This is a genomic window from Streptomyces sp. NPDC046557, from assembly GCF_040645975.1.
In the GTDB taxonomy this organism is placed as follows: domain Bacteria; phylum Actinomycetota; class Actinomycetes; order Streptomycetales; family Streptomycetaceae; genus Streptomyces.
In genome coordinates, this window is sequence record NZ_JBEYZH010000010.1 from 170,416 (window position 1) to 192,687 (window position 22,272).

18 protein-coding genes are annotated in these 22,272 nt (G+C 73.5%); 12 read left to right on the forward strand and 6 right to left on the reverse strand.

Features of this window, described 5'->3' with window-relative positions; genetic code table 11:
• Positions 1-8: 8 nt before the first annotated feature.
• Positions 9-1,631, reverse strand: coding sequence for an alpha/beta fold hydrolase (locus ABZ934_RS19925; RefSeq protein ID WP_361314765.1), 1,623 nt, complete (start codon positions 1,629-1,631; stop codon positions 9-11).
• Positions 1,632-1,979: 348 nt separating this feature from the next.
• Between ABZ934_RS19925 and ABZ934_RS19930 the strand changes: the two genes are divergently transcribed.
• The 7 genes from ABZ934_RS19930 to ABZ934_RS19960 all read left to right on the forward strand — a co-directional run bounded on the left by ABZ934_RS19930 (position 1,980) and on the right by ABZ934_RS19960 (position 10,896).
• Positions 1,980-2,840, forward strand: coding sequence for a TIGR03084 family metal-binding protein (locus ABZ934_RS19930; protein ID WP_361314768.1), 861 nt, complete (start codon positions 1,980-1,982; stop codon positions 2,838-2,840).
• Entirely contained in the window at positions 2,837-4,663 is a 1,827-nt protein-coding gene (locus ABZ934_RS19935) for an acyclic terpene utilization AtuA family protein (protein WP_361314771.1), read from the forward strand. Before ABZ934_RS19930 ends, ABZ934_RS19935 begins: the two co-directional genes overlap by 4 nt.
• Positions 4,660-6,258, forward strand: coding sequence for a carboxyl transferase domain-containing protein (locus ABZ934_RS19940; protein ID WP_361314774.1), 1,599 nt, complete (start codon positions 4,660-4,662; stop codon positions 6,256-6,258). The genes ABZ934_RS19935 and ABZ934_RS19940 overlap by 4 nt, the downstream gene beginning before the upstream one ends.
• An 8-nt stretch (positions 6,259-6,266) precedes the next feature.
• Positions 6,267-8,231, forward strand: coding sequence for a biotin carboxylase N-terminal domain-containing protein (locus ABZ934_RS19945; RefSeq protein WP_361314777.1), 1,965 nt, complete (start codon positions 6,267-6,269; stop codon positions 8,229-8,231).
• Positions 8,228-9,421, forward strand: coding sequence for an acyl-CoA dehydrogenase family protein (locus tag ABZ934_RS19950; protein WP_361314780.1), 1,194 nt, complete (start codon positions 8,228-8,230; stop codon positions 9,419-9,421). The genes ABZ934_RS19945 and ABZ934_RS19950 overlap by 4 nt, the downstream gene beginning before the upstream one ends.
• A gap of 141 nt (positions 9,422-9,562) precedes the next feature.
• Complete coding sequence (locus ABZ934_RS19955; RefSeq protein WP_361314782.1) at positions 9,563-10,300, forward strand: enoyl-CoA hydratase family protein; 738 nt, start codon at positions 9,563-9,565, stop codon at positions 10,298-10,300.
• Positions 10,288-10,896, forward strand: coding sequence for a TetR/AcrR family transcriptional regulator (locus tag ABZ934_RS19960; protein ID WP_361314785.1), 609 nt, complete (start codon positions 10,288-10,290; stop codon positions 10,894-10,896). Before ABZ934_RS19955 ends, ABZ934_RS19960 begins: the two co-directional genes overlap by 13 nt.
• 94 nt (positions 10,897-10,990) lie before the next feature.
• Here ABZ934_RS19960 and ABZ934_RS19965 read toward each other — a convergent pair whose 3' ends face one another.
• Entirely contained in the window at positions 10,991-12,097 is a 1,107-nt protein-coding gene (locus ABZ934_RS19965; protein WP_361314788.1) for a citrate synthase 2, read from the reverse strand.
• Positions 12,098-12,297: 200 nt separating this feature from the next.
• Between ABZ934_RS19965 and pdxH the strand changes: the two genes are divergently transcribed.
• A complete protein-coding gene (gene pdxH / locus ABZ934_RS19970) occupies positions 12,298-12,960 on the forward strand; it encodes a pyridoxamine 5'-phosphate oxidase (protein WP_361314791.1) in 663 nt (220 codons plus the stop codon).
• Between the two features lie 437 nt (positions 12,961-13,397).
• Complete coding sequence (locus tag ABZ934_RS19975; protein ID WP_361314794.1) at positions 13,398-14,753, forward strand: PAS domain-containing protein; 1,356 nt, start codon at positions 13,398-13,400, stop codon at positions 14,751-14,753.
• A gap of 62 nt (positions 14,754-14,815) precedes the next feature.
• Here ABZ934_RS19975 and ABZ934_RS19980 read toward each other — a convergent pair whose 3' ends face one another.
• The gene (locus tag ABZ934_RS19980) at positions 14,816-15,571 is read right to left on the reverse strand and encodes an SIS domain-containing protein (RefSeq protein WP_361314797.1); all 756 of its coding nucleotides are present in this window, start codon (positions 15,569-15,571) and stop codon (positions 14,816-14,818) included.
• A 244-nt stretch (positions 15,572-15,815) separates the two neighbouring features.
• Between ABZ934_RS19980 and ABZ934_RS19985 the strand changes: the two genes are divergently transcribed.
• The 3 genes from ABZ934_RS19985 (at position 15,816) to sigJ (ending at position 18,809) form a co-directional block, all read left to right on the forward strand.
• Positions 15,816-16,508 (forward strand): metal-dependent transcriptional regulator, encoded by a 693-nt coding sequence (locus ABZ934_RS19985; protein ID WP_136217024.1) that lies wholly within the window; start codon positions 15,816-15,818, stop codon positions 16,506-16,508.
• A gap of 409 nt (positions 16,509-16,917) precedes the next feature.
• On the forward strand, positions 16,918-17,826 hold the full coding sequence (locus tag ABZ934_RS19990; RefSeq protein WP_361314799.1) for an alpha/beta hydrolase: 909 nt from the start codon (positions 16,918-16,920) through the stop codon (positions 17,824-17,826).
• Positions 17,827-17,915: 89 nt separating this feature from the next.
• Positions 17,916-18,809: an RNA polymerase sigma factor SigJ gene (gene sigJ / locus ABZ934_RS19995; RefSeq protein ID WP_361314802.1), complete on the forward strand. Its 894-nt coding sequence runs from the start codon at positions 17,916-17,918 to the stop codon at positions 18,807-18,809.
• A gap of 59 nt (positions 18,810-18,868) precedes the next feature.
• Here sigJ and ABZ934_RS20000 read toward each other — a convergent pair whose 3' ends face one another.
• The 3 genes from ABZ934_RS20000 to ABZ934_RS20010 all read right to left on the reverse strand — a co-directional run bounded on the left by ABZ934_RS20000 (position 18,869) and on the right by ABZ934_RS20010 (position 22,183).
• Positions 18,869-20,518 carry a transporter gene (locus tag ABZ934_RS20000; protein ID WP_361314804.1) on the reverse strand — a complete coding sequence of 550 codons (1,650 nt, stop codon included), beginning with the start codon at positions 20,516-20,518 and terminating at the stop codon, positions 18,869-18,871.
• Positions 20,515-21,345, reverse strand: a complete 831-nt coding sequence (locus tag ABZ934_RS20005) for an ABC transporter ATP-binding protein (protein ID WP_361314807.1) — start codon at positions 21,343-21,345, stop codon at positions 20,515-20,517. The genes ABZ934_RS20000 and ABZ934_RS20005 overlap by 4 nt, the downstream gene beginning before the upstream one ends.
• Positions 21,346-21,493: 148 nt before the next feature.
• Positions 21,494-22,183 (reverse strand): bifunctional DNA primase/polymerase, encoded by a 690-nt coding sequence (locus ABZ934_RS20010; protein ID WP_361314810.1) that lies wholly within the window; start codon positions 22,181-22,183, stop codon positions 21,494-21,496.
• Between the last annotated feature and the right edge of the window lie 89 nt (positions 22,184-22,272).

Consider the following 22,272-nt stretch of genomic DNA (forward strand, 5'->3'; position numbering starts at 1 on the left):
GCCGGTCCTCAGCCCAGCGGCAGGTCCAGGTACGAGGGGGTCGCCTCGGGGGAGGTGATGGAGAGTGTCGCGCGGGGGAGGTTGGGGTCCGCGTAGAACGGGTCGAGGGCGTCGACGACCAGGAGGACGCGATGCCCGGGCGGGACGTCGTACGCCGTCGCCTGGAGGTCGATGTCCGCGCTGATCAGGCTGTCCGGCGCCGAGCCGAGGTCGCTGTACGGGGCGTGCGTGATGATGTGGGCCGTCCCGTCGGGCGCGGTGTCCAGGAGGTACGCGACGAAGCCGGAGCCCGGGTTCGCCGCCCGGTACGTCACCCGCAGCCGGGGCGTGCCGCGCAGCCGTAGGCCCGCCTCTTCGGGCGCGGTGGCCCAGACGGCGGCCACGGAGCGGTCGATGTCGCCGGTCGGGTAGGCCTTCGGCAGGCCGGCGATCTCCGCGTACCCGGAGCGGACGATCTCGTCGGCGACGGTCGTCGGGGTGTCGATCCCGCAGACGACGGTCGCGGTCCAGCCGGCCTCGGGCTTCTCGGCCAGCTCCCCGCCGCCCGCGAGGTGCACCCGGCGGAACCGGCGGGTGAGGGCGTGCCAGGTGGGGGCGGTTTCGAGGGCCTTGGTCCACATCACCTCGGCGACCACCTGCCCTTCGGCGGCGATGCCGTTGTCCACGCCCTTGAGGTGGTGGTCGAACCAGCGGTGCGCGTCGGTCCAGATCCGGTTCGGCAGTCCGAGCACGCCCGACATCTCGGGGCCCGAGTGGTCGCCGATGGAGAGGTCGATGCGTTTGGGGCCGGTGAGCTCGTTGAACATCTTCAGGGTCTGGTTGCCGGGGAAGAGCGTCTCGTGCCACGCCTGCGCGAACAGGACGGGCACCCGGCGCCGGTTGAGTTCCTTGACGTGGGTGAAGGGCGAGCGCGGTTCCGCCCAGCGCAGGGTGCCGTCGAGGTCGCGGTCGGCCAGGACGTTCTCGAAGACGCCTTCCGTCTGAGGGCTGAGCCGGGCCCGCGCCGCCGCGTTCAGCAGCGCCCGTACGGCCGCGACATGGCGGGTGGAGTTCTCCAAGAACGCCTCGCCAAGGTCGCCCCAGGTGCTCATCGCCACGACCGCGTCCACGCGGGTGTCGTGCGCGGCGACGAGCTGGCTGATGCCGGAGCCGTACGAGTCCCCGAGGAAGCCGATCTTCGTGACGGGCCCGGAGGTGCGCTCGATGACGTGGTCCAGGGCCCGGCTGCCGTCGGCGACGTCGAGCGGGCCGGCGACCTCGACCTGCCCCTCCGACGCGCCGAACCCGCGCGCGGTGTAGGCGAGGACGTCGTACCCGCGGGCGGCGAACAGGCCGGCCTGGACGGCGTACGTGAGCCAGCCGAGGTCCGTCCACGGCGAGGGCATTACGATCACCGGCCGGGGCTGCGGCCCGGTGTGCCGCCACAGCGCGGCGTCGAGCAGCGCGCCGCCGGCGCCGGTGACCTTGCCGCGGCTGAACACGACGAGCGAGCGCACCTCGGCCACGTCGGCGGCGCGGGCGGGGGACAGCCCCGTCACGTCGCCCGTTTCCAGGGCGGTGACGAAGGTGGCCAGGGCGGTGGCGTCGAGTTCGGGGTAGAGGGAGAAGGCGGCTGGGTTCGCGTACGTCACGTCGGTTCGTCCTCTTCGTCGAGTGCCTCACGTGCCATGACAGGAACGGTTGTCCGCGCTGCGCGCGCATGCGCCGGGTCGCGCCGAAGGCGGGGCATTCAGTATCGGCGCGACATCGCAGACGTTCCGCGAGTTTCCGGCGTACGGCCGAAATCGCCCCCGTGCCGGCCGACGGCGGTGGGGCGTCGTTGCCCACGCCCGGCCGGTGACCCGCCCAATGCGTCTTCGAGCGACCGTAGTTGTGCCGCCGGCGGGAACGCGGCGGCCGTCCCACAAATCATGCAAGCATGCTTGATTGTTTCTCGGACCCCTGCCAGGCTTCCCCCACGCCGAGAAGGGGAGCGCACCGTGCCCGATCCGTCCGCTGTCGCCGTCTTCGCCGATCTCCGTACGGAGGGGGCCGAACTGGACTCGCTGGTGGGGGAGTTGCCGCAGGAGGAGTGGGCGAGGGCGACACCCGCCGCCGGGTGGACCGTCGCCCATCAGATCGCCCACCTGCACTGGACCGACCGGGCCTCGCTGCTCGCCCTCACCGATGCCGAGGGCTTCGCGGTGATGGCCGAGGAGGGGGTGAAGGCACCGGACACCTTCGTGGACGAGGGCGCCGCCGAGGGGGCGCTGCTGGACCCGGCCGATCTGTTGGCCCGGTGGCGCGCGGGACGGGCCGCGCTGGACGAGGCCCTCGCCGCCGCCGACCCCGAGGGGCGTTTCCCCTGGTACGGGCCGCCGATGAAGGCCGCCTCGATGGCGAGCGCCCGGTTGATGGAGACCTGGGCGCACGGGCAGGACGTCGCCGACGCGCTCGGTGTCCGACGGGTCCCGACGGCCCGGCTGCGGCACGTCGCGCGGATCGGGGTGCGGGCGCGGGACTACGCGTACGCGGTACGGGGCCTGCGGGCGCCGGGCGCGGAGTTCCGGGTGGAGCTGCTCGCCCCGGACGGCGTCACGACCTGGGCGTACGGGCCCGAGGACGCCGAGCAGCGGGCGACGGGCCCGGCGTTGGACTTCTGCCTGCTGGTGACCCGGCGCGCCCACCGCGCCGATCTGGCCCTGACGGCGACCGGCCCCGACGCCGACCGCTGGCTGGACATCGCCCAGGCGTTCGCGGGCCCGCCGGGTCCGGGTCGCGCCCCCTCGGCCGACGGCGCCCCCTCGGCCGAGGACGCGGAGGGCCCTTCTTCGACGGCCGGCGCGGGCGGCTCCCGGTGACCGGGCGGCCCGCGGTCATCGGGCGGCCCCCGGTCATCGGCTGGCGGCCCCTGCGGATCGGGAACGCCTCCGGCTTCTACGGCGACCGCTTCGACGCGGTGCGCGAGATGCTGACGGGCGGCCCGCTGGACGTGCTGACCGGGGACTACCTGGCCGAGCTGACCATGCTGATCCTCGGCCGCGACCGCCTGAAGAACCCGGACCTCGGCTATGCGAAGACCTTCCTGCGCCAACTGGAGGAGAACCTGGGCCTCGCGCACGAGCGCGGCGTACGGATCGTCACCAACGCGGGCGGCCTCAACCCGGCCGGACTCGCCGGCGCCATCCGCGAGCTGGCCGCGAGGACCGGTGTCCCGGTGAGGGTGGCGCACGTGGAGGGCGACGACCTGACCCCGTACGCCTCCGCGCGCGGTGACGCCCTGACGGCCAACGCCTACCTGGGCGGGGCGGGGATCGCGGCCTGCCTGCGCGCGGGCGCGGACGTGGTCGTCACCGGCAGGGTCACGGACGCGGCCCTGGTCAGCGGGCCGGCCGCCTGGTGGTTCGACTGGGCGCCGGGCGACTTCGACCGGCTGGCGGGGGCGGTGGTGGCCGGACACGTCCTGGAGTGCGGGACCCAGACCACCGGCGGGAACTACGCCTTCTTCACCCGGCACGACGTGGGCCGGCCCGGGTTCCCGTTCGCGGAGGTCTCCGAGGACGGCTCGTCGGTGATCACGAAGCACCCGGGGACGGGCGGCGCCGTCACGCCCGGCACGGTCACCGCGCAGCTCCTCTACGAGACGCACGGCGCCCGGTATCCCGGCCCCGACGTGACGGCCCGCCTGGACACCGTCCGGTTGGAACCGGCCGGACCCGACCGGGTACGGATCTCGGGGGTCCTCGGGGAGCCGCCGCCGGACACCCTCAAGGTGGGGGTGACCCGCGTCGGGGGCTGGCGCAACGAGGTGGTGTTCGTACTGACCGGCCTCGACATCGAGGAGAAGGCCGCGCTGCTCCGGGCCCAACTGGCGGAGGCTCTACGGGAAGTGGCCGCCGTCGACTGGACCCTGTCCCGCACGGACCACGAGGACGCGCCGACGCAGGAGACGGCGAGCGCGCTGCTGCGCCTGGTGGTGCGGGACGCCTCCCCGGACCGGGTCGGGCGGGCGCTGACCGGCGCGGCGATCGAGCTGGCGCTGGCGAGTTACCCCGGCTTCCACGTCACCGCCCCGCCGGGCCCGGCGCAGCCGTACGGCGTCTTCACCGCGGACTCCGTCCCGGCCGCCGACGTCCCGCACACGGCAGTCCTCCCGGACGGCGCCCGCGTCCCCGTCCCGGCCGCGCCACACACCGCACCCGGGACACCGCCCGAGCCGTCCGAGCGCGGAACCGAGCGCGGAACCGAGCCCGACGCCGAGTACGCGCCCGAGCGCGCGCCCGCCGAGCCCACCGGGAACGAGCCCGCGCCACAGGCGTGGGACGGCCCCACCACCCGGGCCCCGCTCGGGCTGGTGGTCGGGGCGCGCAGCGGCGACAAGGGCGGGGACGCCAACGTCGGGCTCTGGGCCGAGAGCGACGACGCCTGGGCATGGCTGCGGCGCACGCTCACCACCGAGGCGCTCCGCGAGCTGCTCCCGGAGACCGCCGCACTGCCCGTCACCCGGCACGTCCTGCCGCACCTGCGCGCCCTGAACTTCACGATCACCGGAATCCTCGGGGACGGCGTCGCCTCCGCCCACCGCTTCGACCCCCAGGGCAAGGCGCTCGGCGAATGGCTGCGCGCCCGCCACCTCGACATCCCGGACCACCTGCTGTCCGCCCCGGAGGGGACCGGCCCATGACCCGTCTGACCACGACCGTCGACCCGAACGCCCCCGAGCACACCGCGGCCCGCGCCGCCGCCCTGGACCGCCTGGCCGAACTCGACGCGGCCCACGAGGGCGCCCTGCGCGGCGGCGGCGAGAAGTACACCGCCCGCCACCTCGGCCGCGGCAAGCTCCTGGCCCGCCAACGCGTCGAGCTGCTGCTGGACCCCGACACCCCGTTCCTCGAACTGTCCCCGCTGGCCGCCTGGGGCAGCGACTACCCGGTCGGCGCCTCGATGGTCACCGGCGTCGGCACCGTGTCGGGCGTCGAGTGCCTGATCACCGCCAACGACCCCACCGTCCGCGGCGGCGCCAGCAACCCCTGGACCTTGAAGAAGGCCCTGCGGGCCAACGAGATCGCCCGACAGAACCGGTTGCCCTGCGTCAGTCTGGTCGAGTCCGGCGGCGCCGACCTGCCCTCCCAGAAGGAGATCTTCATCCCGGGCGGCGCCGTCTTCCGGGACATCACCCGGCTGTCGGCCGACGGCATCCCCACGGTCGCCGTCGTCTTCGGCAACTCCACCGCCGGAGGCGCGTACGTCCCCGGGATGTCCGACCACACCGTCATGATCAAGGACCGTTCGAAGGTGTTCCTCGGCGGTCCGCCGTTGGTCAAGATGGCCACCGGCGAGGAGAGCGACGACGAGTCCCTCGGTGGGGCCGACATGCACGCCCGGATCTCCGGCCTCGCCGACCACTACGCGCTCGACGAGCACGACGCCATCCGCCAGGCGCGCCGGATCGTCGCCCGCCTCAACCACCGCAAGCCGCACCTGGATCCCCCGCCCGCCCGCGAGCCGCTGTACGACGCGGAGGAACTCCTCGGCATCGTCCCCGCGGACCTGAAGACGCCCTTCGACCCCCGCGAGGTCATCGCCCGGATCGTCGACGCCTCCGACTTCGACGAGTTCAAGCCCCTCTACGGCACCAGCCTGGTCACCGGCTGGGCCACCCTCCACGGCTATCCGGTCGGCATCCTCGCCAACGCCCGAGGGGTGCTGTTCAGCGCCGAGTCGCAGAAGGCCGCCCAGTTCATCCAGCTCGCCAACCAGCGCGACATCCCGCTGCTGTTCCTCCACAACACCACCGGCTACATGGTCGGCAAGGAGTACGAGCAGGGCGGCATCGTCAAACACGGCTCGATGATGATCAACGCGGTCGCCAACTCCCGGGTCCCGCACCTGTCCGTCCTCATCGGGGCCAGCTACGGCGCCGGTCACTACGGCATGTGCGGCCGGGCCTACGAGCCCCGGTTCCTCTTCGCCTGGCCCAGCGCCAAGTCCGCCGTCATGGGCCCCGCCCAACTGGCCGGGGTGCTGTCGATCGTGGCCCGCCAGTCCGCCGCCGCGAAGGGACAGCCCTACGACGAGGATGCCGACGCCGGGATGCGCGCCTTCGTCGAGGCGCAGATCGAGTCCGAGTCCCTGCCGATGTTCCTGTCCGGGCGGCTCTACGACGACGGGGTCATCGACCCGCGCGACACCCGTACCGTCCTCGGCCTGTGCCTGTCGGCCGTCCACAACGCCCCCGTCGAGGGCGCCCGTGGCGGCTTCGGCGTCTTCCGGATGTGAGCCCGCAGATGACCCTGACCCTGACATCCGTCCTCGTCGCCAACCGGGGCGAGATCGCCGTACGGATCTTCCGCAGCGCCCGCGCCCTGGGCCTCGCCACCGTCGCCGTCCACTCCGACGCCGACACCGACGCCCTGCACGTACGCCGCGCCGACGCGGCCGTACGGCTGCCCGGCACCGCCCCCGCCGACACCTACCTGCGCGCCGACCTGATCGTGGCGGCGGCCCTCGCGGCGGGCGCCGACGCCGTCCACCCCGGCTACGGGTTCCTGTCCGAGAACGCCGACTTCGCCCGCGCCGTCCGCGACGCCGGGCTCACCTGGATCGGGCCGCCGCCCGGGGCCATCGAGGCCATGGCGTCCAAGACGCGGGCCAAGGACCTCATGCGGGCCGCCGGGGTGCCGCTCCTGGACCCCGTCGATCCGGCCGACGTCACCGCCGCCGACCTGCCCCTGTTGCTCAAGGCCGCGGCGGGCGGTGGTGGCCGCGGGATGCGGGTCGTACGGGACTTGGACCGCCTCAAGGAGGAGTCGGAGGCCGCCCGCGCCGAGGCCCGCTCCGCGTTCGGTGATGACGAGGTCTTCGCCGAGCCCTACATCGAGCGGGCCCGCCACGTGGAGGTGCAGGTCCTCGCCGACACCCACGGCACCGTCTGGGCGCTCGGCACCCGCGACTGCTCGCTCCAGCGGCGCCACCAGAAGGTCATCGAGGAGGCCCCCGCGCCCGGCCTGCCGGAACCCCTGCGCGAGCGCCTCCACCAAGCCGCCGTCGCCGCCGCCCGGGCCGTCTCCTACGAGGGCGCCGGCACTGTCGAGTTCCTCGTCACCGCCGACGGGCGCCCGTACTTCCTGGAGATGAACACCCGCCTCCAGGTGGAACACCCCGTCACCGAAGCCGTCTTCGGTCTCGACCTGGTCGCCCTCCAACTGCGGATCGCCGAGGGCACGGCGCTGGCGCCGCAGCCCCCCGCGCCCGCCGGGCACGCCGTCGAGGCCAGGCTGTACGCGGAGGACCCCGCCCGGGACTGGCGGCCGCAGACCGGGGTGCTCCACACCCTCGCCGTGCCCGGCGCGGTACGCGTGGACACCGGGTTCGAGGACGGTGACGGCGTCGGCGTGCACTACGACCCGATGCTGGCCAAGGTCGTCGCCCACGCCCCGACCCGGGCCGAGGCCGTCCGTACCCTCGCCCACGCCCTCGCCGGAGCGCGGATCCACGGCCTGACCACCAACCGGGACCTGCTCGTACGGTCCCTGCGGCACCCCGACTTCACCGCCGGACGGCTCGACACCGGCTTCTACGAGCGCCACCTCGCCGTCCTCACCGAACCCGCCCCGGGCGCGGAGCGGGCCGCCTCACTGGCCGCGCTCGCCGCCGCCCTCTCCGACGCCGCCCCCGCCCCCGACGCCCCGCTCGCCACCCGCCTCGGCGGCTGGCGCAACCTCCGCTCCCAGCCCCAGGTGCGGCGCTACGCCGTGGGCGGCGCCGAGTACGAGGTCGGCTACCACCCGGCCCGCAGCGGGCCCCCGCAGCCCGTCGACCAGCCGGGTGTACGCGTCCTGGCCGTGGCGCCGGGGCTCGTCGCCCTCGAAGTGGACGGCGTCCGACGCGTGTTCCACGTGAAACATAAATCGAACAAGGGGGGTGTCGGCCGTGCCGAGGTCTATGTGGACGGCGGCTCGGGCGCCCACACCCTGACCCGGCTGCCCCGGTTCGCGGACCCGGAGGACCGCACCGCCCCCGGCTCCCTGCTCGCCCCCATGCCCGGCACCGTCGTCCGCGTCGCCGAGGGCCTCGCCCCCGGCTGCGCCGTCACCGCCGGACAACCCCTGCTCTGGCTGGAGGCCATGAAGATGGAACACCGCATCGTCGCGCCCGCCTCCGGCACGCTCACCGCGCTCCACGCCGCGACCGGCCACCAGGTCGAGTTCGGCGCCCTGCTCGCCGTAGTCCAGGAGGAAACGCCCGCATGAGCTACTCCGTTGTGGAATCCGAAGAGCACCAGGCCCTGCGCACCGCCGTCGCCGCCCTCGGGCAGCGCTACGGCCGTGAGTACCTCGCCCGCACGGCCCGTGAGGGCCGTTCTCCCGACGAGCTGTGGGCCGACGCCGCCAAGCTCGGCTACCTCGGGGTCAACCTCCCCGAGGAGTACGGCGGCGGTGGCGGCGGCATCACCGAACTCTCCATCGTCCTCGAAGAGCTGGGCGCCGCCGGATGTCCGCTGCTGATGATGGTCGTCTCGCCCGCCATCTGCGGCACCGTGATCTCCCGCTTCGGCACCGAGGCCCAGAAGCGGGCCTGGCTCCCCGGCCTGGCCGACGGCACCCGCACCATGGCCTTCGGCATCACCGAACCCGAGGCCGGTTCCAACTCCCACCGCATCACCACCACCGCCCGCCGGGACGGGGACGACTGGATCCTGACCGGCCGCAAGGTGTTCATCTCGGGTGTGGACATCGCAGACGCCACCCTGATCGTCGGCCGCACCGCAGACGCGAGGTCCGGCCGGCTCAAGCCGTGCCTGTTCATCGTGCCGCGCGAGACGCCCGGCTTCTCCCGCTCCGTCATCGACATGGAACTACAGGCGGCGGAGAAACAGTTCGAACTGGTCTTGGAGGAGGTCCGGCTGCCCGCCGACGCCCTGGTCGGTGCGGGTCCCTCGCACGCGGGAGGCGTAGGGGGAGAGGACGCGGGCCTGCTCCAGCTCTTCGCCGGACTCAACCCCGAGCGGATCATGACGGCCGCCTTCGCCATCGGCATGGGCCGGTACGCCCTCGCCAAGGCCGTCGACTACGCCAAGGTTCGCCAGGTCTGGAAGGAGCCCGTCGGCGCCCACCAGGCCATCGCCCACCCCCTGGCCCAGTCCCACATCGAACTGGAACTGGCCCGGCTGATGATGCGCAAGGCCGCGCTCCTCTATGACGCCGGCGACGACATGGGCGCGGGCGAGGCGGCCAACATGGCCAAGTACGCCGCCGCCGAGGCATGCGTACGGGCCGTGGACCAGTCCGTCCACACCCTGGGCGGCAACGGCCTCACCCGTGAATACGGCCTGGCCTCCCTCATCACCGCGTCCCGGGTGGCCCGGATCGCCCCCGTCAGCCGGGAGATGATTCTCAACTTCGTCTCGCACCAGACCCTGGGCCTGCCCAAGTCCTACTGAGGCCCGCACCCCGCCCCCGGCCCGCGCCCCGCCCCCGGCCCCCGGTCCACCCCGCCGCGGGCGACTTGGCGGGCACCCGCGGCGTCCGCATACCCTCCCCCGGGGGAGGACCCCCGACCGGCCCACCCCTGCGGAGGAGACATGGCCCCACTCGTGCACGCCGGCCAGGCGACCGGCATCACCACCCTCACGCTCGACTCCCCGGGCAACCGCAACGCCCTCTCCGCGGACCTCGTCGGCGAGCTGCGCGCGGCCCTCACCGAGGCCGCCGGGGACCCGACGGTCCGGGCCGTCGTCCTCACCCACACCGGCACCACCTTCTGCTCCGGCGCCGACCTCAAGTCCCCGTGCGACCCGGCCGACTTCCTGGCCCTGCTCCGGGAGATCGCCGAGCACCCCAAACCGGTCGTGGGCCGCGTCACCGGACACGTCCGGGCGGGTGGTCTCGGGCTGCTCGGCGCCTGCGACATCGCCGCCGCCGGACCGAGGTCCACGTACGCCTTCACCGAAACCCACCTCGGGGTCGTGCCGGCCGTCATCTCCGCGCCGCTGCTGCCGCGCCTGGACCCGCGCGCGGCGGCCCGGTACTTCCTGACCGCCGAGGCGTTCGACGCCGCGGAAGCCGCCCGCATCGGCCTGCTCACCCTGCACGGCGAGGACGTCGACGAGGCGCTCGCCCCGGTCCTCGTGGGCCTGCGCAAAGCCGGTCCCGAGGCCCTCGCCGCGACGAAACGGCTGCTGACCGCACCCGTCAGGGCCGCACTCGCCGAGGACGGCGCCGCCCTGACCGAACTGTCGGCCCGCCACTTCGCCTCCGCGGAGGCCCGGGAGGGCATCACCGCCCGCTTCGAACGCCGGGACACCTCATGGGCACGGTGACCGGCCCCGGGCCGACGGCCGGCCCCAAGCAGGCCCGTAGCCGCGTGACCCGCCGCCACCTGCTGGAGGCGGCCGTCTCCTGCCTCGCGGAACACGGCTGGGCGGGCTCCACCGTCGCCGTCGTCGCCGAACGGGCCGGGGTCTCGCGCGGCGCGGCCCAACACCACTTCCCGACCCGCGAGAAGCTGTTCACGGCCGCCGTGGAGCATGTCGCCGAGGAACGCTCCACGGCCCTGCGCGAGCTGTTCCACGCGGGGCCGGCCCCCCGTGCGGCCGTCGTGGAGGCCCTCGTGGACCTGTATACCGGGACGCTCTTCCGGGCCGCCCTCCAACTGTGGGTCGCCGCCTCGAACGAGGAGCAACTGCGCCCGCACGTCAGCGGTCTCGAAGCCCGGGTGGGCCGCGAGACCCACCGCATCGCCGTCGAACTGCTCGGCGCGGACGAGTCGGTGCCGGGCGTACGGGAAACCGTGCAGGGGCTCCTCGACATGGCCCGCGGCCTCGGTCTGGCCAACGTCCTCTCCGACGACACGGCCCGCCGGGCGCGCGTCGTCAGTCAGTGGGCGCGCATCCTGGACGCCACGCTGGGCCCGTGAAGCGGCTGGACCCCTCGAGCCCCGGACACGCGACGGGCGCCGCACCCCGACCGGGATGTGGCGCCCGCTGTCGCGTACGCGGATCGTGCGCGGATCAGGCCGTCTCGGCGATGTCCGCGTAGCCCTGGATGTCCCGCGGGTCGCGCCGCCCCGGCCCGATGTAGCGGGCCGACGGGCGCACCAGGCGGCCCGTGCGCTTCTGCTCCAGGATGTGCGCCGACCAGCCCGCCGTACGGGCGCAGCTGAACATCGAGGTGAACATGTGCGCCGGGACCTCCGCGAAGTCCAGCATGATCGCGGCCCAGAACTCCACGTTCGTCGCGAGCACCCGGTCGGGACGGCGTGCGTGCAGCTCCTCCAGGGCCGCCTTCTCCAGCGCGGCCGCCACCTCGTAGCGCGGCGCGTCCAGCTCCTTGGCGGTACGCCGCAGCACGCGGGCGCGCGGGTCTTCGGCCCGGTAGACCCGGTGTCCGAAGCCCATCAGCCGCTCGCCCTTGTCCAGGGTCTTCCTCACGTACGCCACGGCGTCGCCCGTGCGCTCGATCTCCTCGATCATGCCGAGGACCCGGGACGGCGCCCCGCCGTGCAGCGGCCCGGACATCGCGCCGACGGCGCCCGAGAGCGCCGCCGCCACGTCGGCGCCGGTGGAGGCGATCACCCGCGCGGTGAAGGTGGAGGCGTTCATGCCGTGCTCGGCGGCGGAGGTCCAGTACGCGTCGACGGCCTTGACGTGCCGGGGGTCCGGCTCGCCCCGCCACCGGATCATGAACCGTTCGACGACGGACTCGGCCTTGTCGATCTCCTTCTGCGGGACCATCGGCAGTCCCTGGCCACGGGCCGACTGGGCGACGTAGGACAGCGCCATCACGGCCGCCCGCGCCAGGTCGTCGCGCGCCGTCCGCTCGTCGATGTCGAGCAGCGGTTTCAATCCCCACACGGGGGCGAGCATCGCGAGCGCCGACTGCACGTCGACCCGGATGTCACCCGAGTGCACGGGGATCGGGAAGGGCTCGGCGGCCGGAAGACCGGGGTTGAAGGCACCGTCGACCAGCAGGCCCCACACGTTCCCGAAGGAGACGTGGCCGACCAGGTCTTCGATGTCCACCCCCCGGTAGCGGAGGGACCCGCCCTCCTTGTCGGGCTCGGCGATCTCCGTCTCGAACGCGACGACCCCTTCGAGCCCGGGTACGAAGTCGGACATCAGGCGGCTCCTCAGATAGTGCGAACACGCGCGGCTCCCGGCGTGATTCGCGGTCCGGCGCGGTCATCCCCGTTGATGCCCGGCACGGCCGATGGTCATCCGTGCGGGGACCCTCGGACCGGCCCCAAGATTTTGTCCGCTGCGGATGGCCTGCGGAAGCGTGACATACGGCACACCCCCGGCAGTCGTACTGCGGCAGGATGGCCCGCGTGACCCACCAGGACCTTGATCCCGCGACCATGCGCAAGCACTACCGCTCCGAGATCCTCGACGAGGCGAGCCTCGCAGAGGACCCGATGGGGCAGTTCGCCCTGTGGTTCCGGCAGACCGCCGCGTCGCACCTCTTCGAACCCAACGCGATGGTCGTCTCGACCGCGAGCGCCGACGGCCGCCCCAGCTCCCGCACGGTCCTGCTCAAGCAGTTCGACGAGCGGGGCTTCGTCTTCTTCACGAACTACGCCTCCCGCAAGGGCCGCGAGATCGCCGAGAACCCGTACGTGTCGCTGCTGTTCCCCTGGCACCCGATCGCCCGCCAGGTCAGCGTGACGGGCACCGCCGCCCGGATCGGCCGCGACGAGACGGCCTCGTACTTCCGCTCCCGGCCGCACGGCTCGCAGCTCGGCGCCTGGGCCAGCGCGCAGTCCCAGGTGATCGGCTCCCGCGCGGAGCTGGACCGCCGGTACGCGGAACTGGCGGAGCGCTACCCGGAAGGCGAGCAGGTGCCCGTGCCGCCGGAGTGGGGCGGCCTGCGGGTGGTGCCCGAGACGGTGGAGTTCTGGCAGGGTCACGAGAACCGGCTGCACGACCGGCTGCGGTACGTCCGCGAGGGCGCGAACTGGCGCGTCGAGCGGCTCTGCCCGTAGGCGTCCGCCCGGGAAGCCCCGGTCCCTGGAGGCCTTGGGTGCCCGGGAACGCAGACGACCCGCGGGCTCGGGATCCTCTCCTGCAGTGAGAGGAGCCGGCCGGACGTACCGGCGAGCCCGCGGGTCGGGTGACTGCTTGGGATTGGCGCCTGGCGTTCCCGCCGGGCACCGCACTGGGTGCGTGCGACGACGGGCGCTTTAGCCCGCAGCCACCTCACGCGTCCGGTTTCCGTACATTTCGGGAACCACCTCCCTTCTCGTGTACGGCAGAGCCTACGAGCCCGTCCCCGGTCGCTCAAGCCATTTATCCGGCGGATTCGCGCCGGGGGACGAAAAGAAAAAAACGGGACGATTCCAGGAAGGGGGTGTGGGCTGCGTCACGTTCCAGTTCAATGATCTGACGTGCCGCATACGCGAACACCTGCAGGGGGTGCCAGGTGAGTGTTTCCGGACGTGACGAGACGACCGACGATCTGCTCGCAGCGCTGCTGGACGGGATGGACGCGGCGTTGTGCGCGTTCGACGCCGACGGTGTGATCACCCACTGGAACCGCGAGGCCGAGCGGATCCTGGGCTGGACCGCCGCCGAGGCGGTCGGCCGGCGCGGCTTCGCCGGGTGGGCCGTGCGCGCCGCCGACGCCCAGGACGTCGAGGAGCGGCTGATGTCCGCCCAGGAGGCGCCGGGCCGGCACGTCCACGAGTTCGCGCTGCTGACGAAGGACGGCGGCCGGGTCCTCGTACGGACCCAGTCCGCCGGGGTCCCGGGCGCCGACGGCAAGCCCGCCGGCGTCTACTGCGCGTTCAGCGAGGTCCACGCGCAGATCGACCTGGAGCGCTCCATCGCGCTCAGCGAGGCCCTGCTGGAGGACGCCTCCTGGGGGGTCGTCCTGGTCGACGTGGACTTACGCCCGGCGGTGGTGAACCTGCACGCCGCTCGGGCCTTCGGCTCGGGGCGCACCGCCCTGCTGGGCCGCCCGCTCGGTGAACTGCTGGCGCAGGGCGTCGAGGAGCTGGAGGGCGCGCTCCAGCACGTGCTGGCGGAGGGGGCGCCGCCGGCGCCCGTGGAGCTGTGGGTGTCGGTCCGTACGCCCGAGGGGGTGCGGCGGCGGTGCTGGCGCTCGGGGTTCCTGCGGCTGGCCTCACCGCTGGCGGAGGAGCCGGTGCCGCTCGGGGTCGGTTGGCTGTTCCAGGACGTCACCGAGGCCAGACGGGCCGAGCTGGACACCGGGCAACTGCGGTTCCGCTCCAACCAGCTCTACCGGGCCGGGCGGGCCGCCGCCGAATGCGAGGACCCGGCGGAGGCGGCCGCCGTACGGCTGGACTTCGCCTTGGCCGGCTTCGCGGAACACGCGCTGGTGGACCTGCTGGACGTACTCGACGGACCGGACCCGGCCGGCCCGGGGCGGCGCAGGCGGCTCGTCCGCTCCGCGGTGTCGGCGTCGGGGCAGACGCTGCTGCTGCCGGCGCCGGGTGCGATCCCGGTCCGGTACGCGGGCGCGCACCCGGCGCTGCAGGCCTTGGACCGGATCGGCCCGGTGCGGGCCAGCGCCCCGGCGGGCGAGCCTCCCGAGGAGTGGGCGCGGGCCCGACACTGGCCCCCGGACGCGGCGCACGCGCTGTGCACGGTGCTGCGCAGCCGGGGCCGCACCCTGGGGGCGCTGACCTTCCTGCGCGGCCCGTCGCGGGCCGCCTTCGAGCGCGCGGACGCCCTGTACGCGGAGGAGGTGGCCTCCCGCGTCGCGGCGGACCTGGACCTGGCCCGCCGCACGGCCGCCCGCCCGGCGGACCTCTGAGCGCGGCCCGCGCGGCCCACGGGACCCGCGCGGCCCACGCGTCCCGCCCGACCCGCGGATCGCTAGTGGCGGAAGAAGATCCGGTCGCCGTACTCCCGCATGACGCGGCCGTTCCACTCGTGGCCGCCGTCCACGTTGCCCGAGCGCAGCAGCGGCGGCTCGATCCCGCGCTCGGCCAGCTCGCCGGCCGCCGCCGCCATCACGGCCTGCATGATCGCGCAGGTCACGACGGTGGAGGCGGGGGCGAACGGCGCTTCGATGCCGTCGAGGCTCAGCTCGGCGTCACCGACCGCGATCTTGCTGTCGAGGACGATGTCGCAGTGGTCCTTGAGGAAGGTGCCCGACGCGTGCCGCGACCGGGTCTCGGCCGTGTAGGCCACCGAGGTCACGCCGATGACCGTGAGGCCGAGCGCGCGGGCGTTCATCGCCATCTCCACGGGCAGGGCGTTGCGCCCCGACAGGGAGATGATCACGAGGACGTCGCCCTCGGCGGCCGGGCTGCTGTCCAGCACGGCGGCGGCGAGGCCGTCGACGCGCTCCAAGGCGCTGCCCAGGGTGGCCGGCATGACGTCGATGCCCGCGGTGCCGGGTACGGCGAGGAAGTTCATCAGGGCCAGCCCGCCGGCCCGGTAGACCACGTCCTGGGCGGGCAGCGAGGAGTGCCCGGCGCCGAAGGCGAAGAGTCGCTTCCCGGCGGCGACGGCGTCGGCGATCGCGGCTCCCGCGGCGCCGATCGGCCCGGCTTCCTCGTCCCGCACCCGCTCCAGCAGACCGATGGCGGCGTCGAAGAACTGCCCGGCCAGCTTGCTCTCGCTCATACGCCGAAGGCCCTTCCAGGGGTGGGGGTGCGGGTGGGTTGCGTCGGTGTCCGCCGCTCACCGTGCGGTCTGGACCAAGGGCGTGTCAATACGAACGTCAGTCCGTGGGACGAAAGGCCCGCGCGGGTGGGAACGGGCCCCGGGCGGATGTGCCGTACCGGCCGTGACGTTCGGCAGGGACGGTTGTCGGCCCGATGCGTCAGAATTGGGGGCAGGGCCAGCGCACGCAATCCGAGGGGCACGAATGTCCGGACTGATCGACACCACGGAGATGTACCTCCGCACCATCCTCGAGCTGGAAGAGGAAGGCGTGGTCCCCATGCGCGCCCGGATCGCCGAGCGGCTCGATCAGAGCGGCCCGACGGTGAGCCAGACGGTCGCCAGGATGGAACGCGACGGCCTGGTGGCCGTGGCCAGCGACCGGCACCTGGAGCTGACGGAGGAGGGGCGCCGGCTGGCGACGCGCGTGATGCGCAAGCACAGGTTGGCCGAGTGTCTGCTCGTCGACGTCATCGGGCTGGAGTGGGAGCAGGTGCACGCCGAAGCCTGCCGCTGGGAACACGTGATGAGCGAGGCGGTGGAGCGGCGCGTACTGGAGCTGCTGCGCCACCCGACGGAGTCGCCGTACGGAAACCCGATCCCGGGACTGGAGGAGCTGGGCGAGAAAGCCGAGGCCGACCCGTTCCTGGAGGCCGGCATGGTCAGCCTCTCGGAGCTGGACCCGGGCAGCGAGGGCAAGACGGTGGTGGTGCGTCGGATCGGCGAGCCCATCCAGACGGACGCGCAGCTGATGTACACGTTGCGGCGGGCCGGTGTGCAGCCGGGATCGGTGGTGAGCGTGACGGAGTCCCCGGGCGGGGTGCTGGTCGGCAGCGGTGGCGAGGCGGCGGAGCTGGGCGCCGAGGTCGCCTCGCACGTCTTCGTCGCCAAGCGCTGAAGCGGACCGGGCCGAACCGGCCGGGCGGCGACCGGGATGATGACGGGCGCCTACCAGGGTGACGGCCGGGCGCTGTCCCGGGGCGTTGACGGGTCGACGGCCGGAAAACCGGTCGGCGCCCGCGTGTCGATGCCCGCGACGCGGGCACCGGAGCGGTAATGAACGGTCCCGGCGCCTTTCGGCGCCGGGACCGGTCCTCCCCTGACTGACCTGGAGCCCCGAGCTCTCAAGGTCATCCCCTTCGGACCGTCTTCCCCGAGCGGCCCGCCTCCCTGTGGAAAGGATCTCCATCGGCAGCGGCGGCCAATCCTTGAGCAAGGTCACTCGAAAGAGCGGTGTTGTCGGCGAGAGCGCCGTTTTCGAATACGGGTTCGATACCCTGACGGGGATCGAAGGGGGTGCATCTGCGGTGGTACAGCGCATCGATGTCACAGGGGCCGACGGCGTACGCCTGGCCGCCTGGGAGTTCCTCGCACCGGGCCGTGGGGGCCGGGCGGAACACCCCGCGCCCGGAGAGCCGGAGCGGCCCGCCGTCCTGTTACTCCACGGCCTGATGGGCCGCGCCCTGCACTGGGCCGGCACCGCCCGCTGGCTCGCCGAGCGCCACCGGGTCGTGGCCCTGGACCAGCGCGGGCACGGTCAGAGCGGCCGTCCGCCGGCCGGCCCCGACGCCCCGGACGCGCCGGCGGCGTTCGGACGCGAGGCGTTCGTCGCCGACGCCGAGGCCGCCGTGGAGCAGCTCGGCCTCGCCCCCGTGACCCTGATCGGCCACTCCATGGGCGCGCTCACGGCCTGGCAGCTCGCCGCCCGCCGCCCCGATCTGGTCGAGGCACTCGTCATCTGCGACATGCGGGCGTCCGCGCTCGGCGAGGCGTCCCAGCGCGAGTGGGAGGACTGGTTCCGCCGCTGGCCGCTGCCCTTCCCCACCCAGGACGCGGCGCGCCGGTGGTTCGGCGAGGACGACCCCCGGGTGGACCGCCCCGACCCCGGCCGCGGCGCGTTCTTCGCCGAGGTCATGCACCGGGCCGAGGACGGCTGGCGCCCCCTCTTCTCCCGCCGCCAGATGCTGACGGCCCGTGAGACGTGGGTCCATGACGCGCACTGGGAGGAACTGGCCCAGGTCCGCTGCCCGACGCTGGTCGTGCGTGGGCTCGACGGCGAATTGGGCCGCGCGGAAGCCCAGGAGATGGTCCGCGTCCTCCCGGCGGGCCGGTACGCCGAGATCCCGGACGCCGGCCACTACGTGCACTACGACCAGCCGGCCGCCTGGCGCGCGGTGCTGGAGCCCTTCCTGGACGGCGTCAGGGCGGCTTCCTGACGGACTCCCGGATACCGCTTGGGTGTTCGGCGTGCCAGGACGGAGGATGCGGGGACATGGCCCGCGCGGGCCGGGCGTGGGGGAGGGGGATGCGAGACGTGGACGGGCACGAACTGCTGGCGGAACGGTTCGAGGAGCACCGCGGGCACCTCAAGGCCGTGGCCTACCGCATGCTGGGCTCCCTCAGCGAGGCCGAGGACGCCGTACAGGAAGCCTGGCTGCGGCTCGGCCGCAGTGACGTCGGCGCGGTGGAGAACCTCGGCGGGTGGCTGACGACCGTGGTGTCGCGGCTGTGCCTGGACGCCCTGCGCTCGCGCGCGACCCGGCGCGAGGATCCGCTGGAGACCTTCATCCCCGACCCGATCGTCAGCCGTGAGACGGTGACCGATCCCGAGCAGCAGGCCATGTTGGCCGACGCGGTCGGGCTGGCCCTGCTGGTGGTGCTGGAATCGCTGTCGCCCGCCGAGCGGCTGTCGTTCGTCCTGCACGACATGTTCGCCGTGCCCTTCGACGAGATCGCCCCGTTGCTGGAGAAGACCCCGGCGGCAGTACGGCAGTTGGCCAGCCGCGCCCGCCGCCGGGTCCAGGGCCAGGCCCCGGCCCCGGACCCCGACCTCGTTGAGCAGCGGCGCGTGGTCGACGCGTTCTTCGCCGCCGCCCGCGAAGGGGACTTCGACGCGCTCGTCTCGGTGCTGCACCCCGACATCGTCCTGCGCTCCGACGGCAGCGCCGGACGTGCCCGCCAGACGGTCGTCCTGAACGGCGCCCGGACGGTGGCCTCCCAGGCGCTGATGTTCAGCGGCCTGTCGCCGTTCGTCCGCCCGGCGCTCGTCAACGGCGCGGCGGGCGTGGTCGTCTCCGCCAAGGGCCGCCCGCTTTCGGTCATGGCCTTCACCGTCACCGACGGCCTGATCGTCAGCATCACCGCCATCGGCAACCCCGACCGCCTGGCCTCCCTGGACCTGGCCGGAATCGAGGTCTGACCCGACACCCCGGCCCCCGCCCTCCCCGACGGGTGAGCGGGAGCCGGGCCCCTTCACCGTCAGCCCTTGCTGACCGCGGTCAGGATTTCGGGGAGGCGGCGGAAGGCCAGGGGGGCGGCCAGGCGCAGGCCGGTCCAGGCCGCGAGGGTGGCCCAGGCGATGCCCAGGGGCAGCACGATCCAGGCGAGGGACCGCTGCTCCGGGCTCGTGGCGAAGTAGACCGTCACCGTGATCACCGGGGCGCAGATCACCGCCGAGGCGAGCATGCCGCCGAAGATGCCCATCCAGGCGAGCCCGCCCTGGCCCGGCGCCACGTTCTTGAACGCGCCGTCCGTGGGGATGGAGTACGGGAAGCGGGCCGAGGCCAGCGCGCCCGTGCACAGCATCGCGCCCAGCAGGGCCAACGCCAGGCCCAGCGCCGTCGGGAAGTAGGTCCAGTTGCCGACCAGCCCGGCGGTGACCGAGGTGACCAGCACCGTGTACGGGACGGTGACCAGGGCGAGCGCCGCGGCGCGGGCCCGCATCTCCACGAAGACGTCCCGCGGGGTCGACAGGGTCTGCGCGACCATCCAGAACGCCGAGGTGTCCTGGCCGAACTGGTTGTACATCTGGATGCCCAGCATCCCCGTGCCGAAGCAGGCGAGGTAGAGCGAGCCGGTCCCCTGGAGGGCGTTGAACACCGGCACGATCAGACCCATCGCCAGCGCCGTCACCCACGCCGACTTCGTCTTCGGGTCGCGCAGCACGTACCGCAGGGTGCGCTGCATCGCGGCGCCCGTGCGGCCCCCGGGCAGCAGGCCCCAGAGGCCCGCGCCCGCGTCCCGGTCCTCGCGGGGGGCGGCGGCCGCGAGGGTCGAGCCGTCGGGGGTCACCATGAGCCTGGTCAGGCTCCGCTCCCAGAACCACATCAGCCCGGCCAGGGCGGCGAGGGTGATCACCAGTTGGGCCCCGGCGACGGCGTAGTCACCGCGGCTCGCGGAGTCCACCATGCCCACCGCCGTCGCGGGCGGCAGCCAGCGGACCACGGCCTCCGCCGGCTCCAGGTGGGCCAGTCCGCCCGGCCGGCCGAGTCGCTGCGCGGCGAAGTTGGCCATCTGGGCGCCGATCGCGATCAACAGCCCGCTCAGCAGCGCGAGGTCGCGTCCCTTGCGGCTCGACAGCAGCCGTACGTTGGCGGTCGCCACCGCCCGCGCCAGGGCCACGCAGCCCAGCAGCAGCAGTGGAACGGCCACGACGGCGAACACCGCCCCGGCCGCGCCCCGCGCCACCGCCACCACCGAGCCGACGGCCAGGCAGAGTGTGAACAGGGGCCCGATACCGACCAGCGAGGACGCCAACAGGGCCCGCACCAGGGGACGCGGGCGCAGCGGCAGCATGACCAGCCGGCTGGGATCGAGGGTCTCGTCGCCGCTCGGGAAGAACAGCGGCATGAAGCTCCATGCCAGCGCCAGGATCGCCGCGAGGATGACGACGACCGTTCCCGCGTGCGCGTTGCCGTGCAGCAGGGCCAGCCCGAGCGTGACGAAGAAGCCCACCACCAGCGCCAGCGCCAGGGTGCCGAACCAGGCCGCCTTGCGCTTGGAGGAGCCCTTCAGCCCGTTCTTGAGCAGCGACAGCTTGAGGCGCACGAAGAGCGGTGTCAGGGAGACGACCGGGGCGGCGGTGACGGGCGCCGTCACCGCGGCGGTGGTGGTGATCGGGGCGCTCATCGGCCGCCGCCCAGCCAGTCCAGGGAGTCGCCCGCGGCCCGGTCCCGCGCCCCGACGAGTTCCAGGAAGGCGTTCTGGAGGGAGGGCGCGTCACCGCGTACGTCGGCCAGCGGGCCCGCGGCGCGGATGTGGCCGCCGGCCATGACGGCCACCCAGTCGCACAGCGACTCGACGAGTTCCATCACGTGTGAGGAGAACACGACGGTGGCACCCGACGCGGTGTAACGTTCCAGCACTCCGCGGATGGTCTGCGCGGACACCGGGTCGACGCCTTCGAAGGGCTCGTCCAGGAACAGGACTTCCGGGTTGTGCAGCAGCGCGGCCGCCAGGCCGATCTTCTTGCGCATGCCCGTCGAGTAGTCCACGACCAGCTTGTGCTGCGAGCCCGCGAGGTCCAGCACGTCCAGCAGCTGCGTCGCCCGCTTGTCCGTCTCCTCGCCCGCCAGCCCGCGCAACCGGCCCATGTAGCCGAGCAGTTCCCGCCCCGAGAGCCGCTCGAACAGCCGCAGCCCCTCCGGCAGGACGCCGATCCGCGACTTCACCCCGGTCGGGTCGGCCCACACGTCGTGGCCGGCGACGACCACGCGCCCCATGTCGGGGCGCAGCAGCCCGGTCACCATCGACAGCGTCGTCGTCTTGCCCGCGCCGTTCGGTCCGACGAGCCCGATGAACCGGCCCGCCGGGATCTCCAGATCGATGCCGGCCACGGCCACTTGCTCGCCGAACCGCTTCCACAGCCCCTCTATCCGGACGGCAGCGGGCGGCGCGGATCGCGCGCCCCCCGTCCCGCCGTCCGTCCCGCCCGTCGCATCACCCTGGTCCGGCATGCGCCTGCCTCTCGTTCTGATCCCCGTGGTCGTACGTTCCTCACCATAGGAGGAGGGGCGAGACGGCAGCAGTTACGTATGTCATGAACTCGCGTACGTCATGAACCGGCGTACGTCATGAAGCCCGTACGTCATGAACCGGCGTACGTCACGAACCCTGGCCGGCGCGGGCCGCGGCCGCCTGGCTGCCGCACGCGTAGGCGAGCGCGTCGATCAGCTCCTCGGTGTCCGGCAGCCACCGGTTCGCCGGGGTGGGCTTGCGCGCCCACTGCACCGGGCCCCGCCCGCCGAAGCGGGTGGGCGGCGCGGCGACGTACTCGCCCTCGCCCCGCGCGATCATGTCGATCGCGGGCGCCGACCAGCCCAGCTTCCGTACGAGGTCCGGCACCTTCGCCCCCGCTCCGGGCAGGACGAAGAACAGCATCCGGTGGTCGGGGGTCAGGGTGACCGGACCAAGGGTGCGCTGCATCCGCTCCAGCCGCGCCACCGCGTGGATGCCGGCGGCGGAGGGCACGTCGATGGCGTCGAAGGTCCGACCCGTCGGCAGCAGGATGGAGGCGCGCGGCTGCTTCGCCCAGATCCGGCGCACCTGCACCGCGCTGCCGGTGGCCAGCGCCGCCCAGTCCTTCACCGCCGGGTGGGCGCCGGGCGCCGTGCATTCGAGGTCCCCGCAGGAGCACACCTCCCGGCCGTCGCCGGCCTCCAGCCAGGTGCCCGCGAAGACATCCCAGTGCCGTTCTTCCGCGTACCGCACGGCATGGTCCAGCAGCTGCTCGCCGCGCTGCTTGGGGATGGGTGCGGTCTCCGTGACTCCGATGGTCTCTTCCACGCCCATCACAACTCCCGCACACACCCGGGGTTACGGGCGTAAACCGGCCCGTGGGCGGAGCATCGATCCTGCAAATGGGGCGCACGGAAGCATGCGCG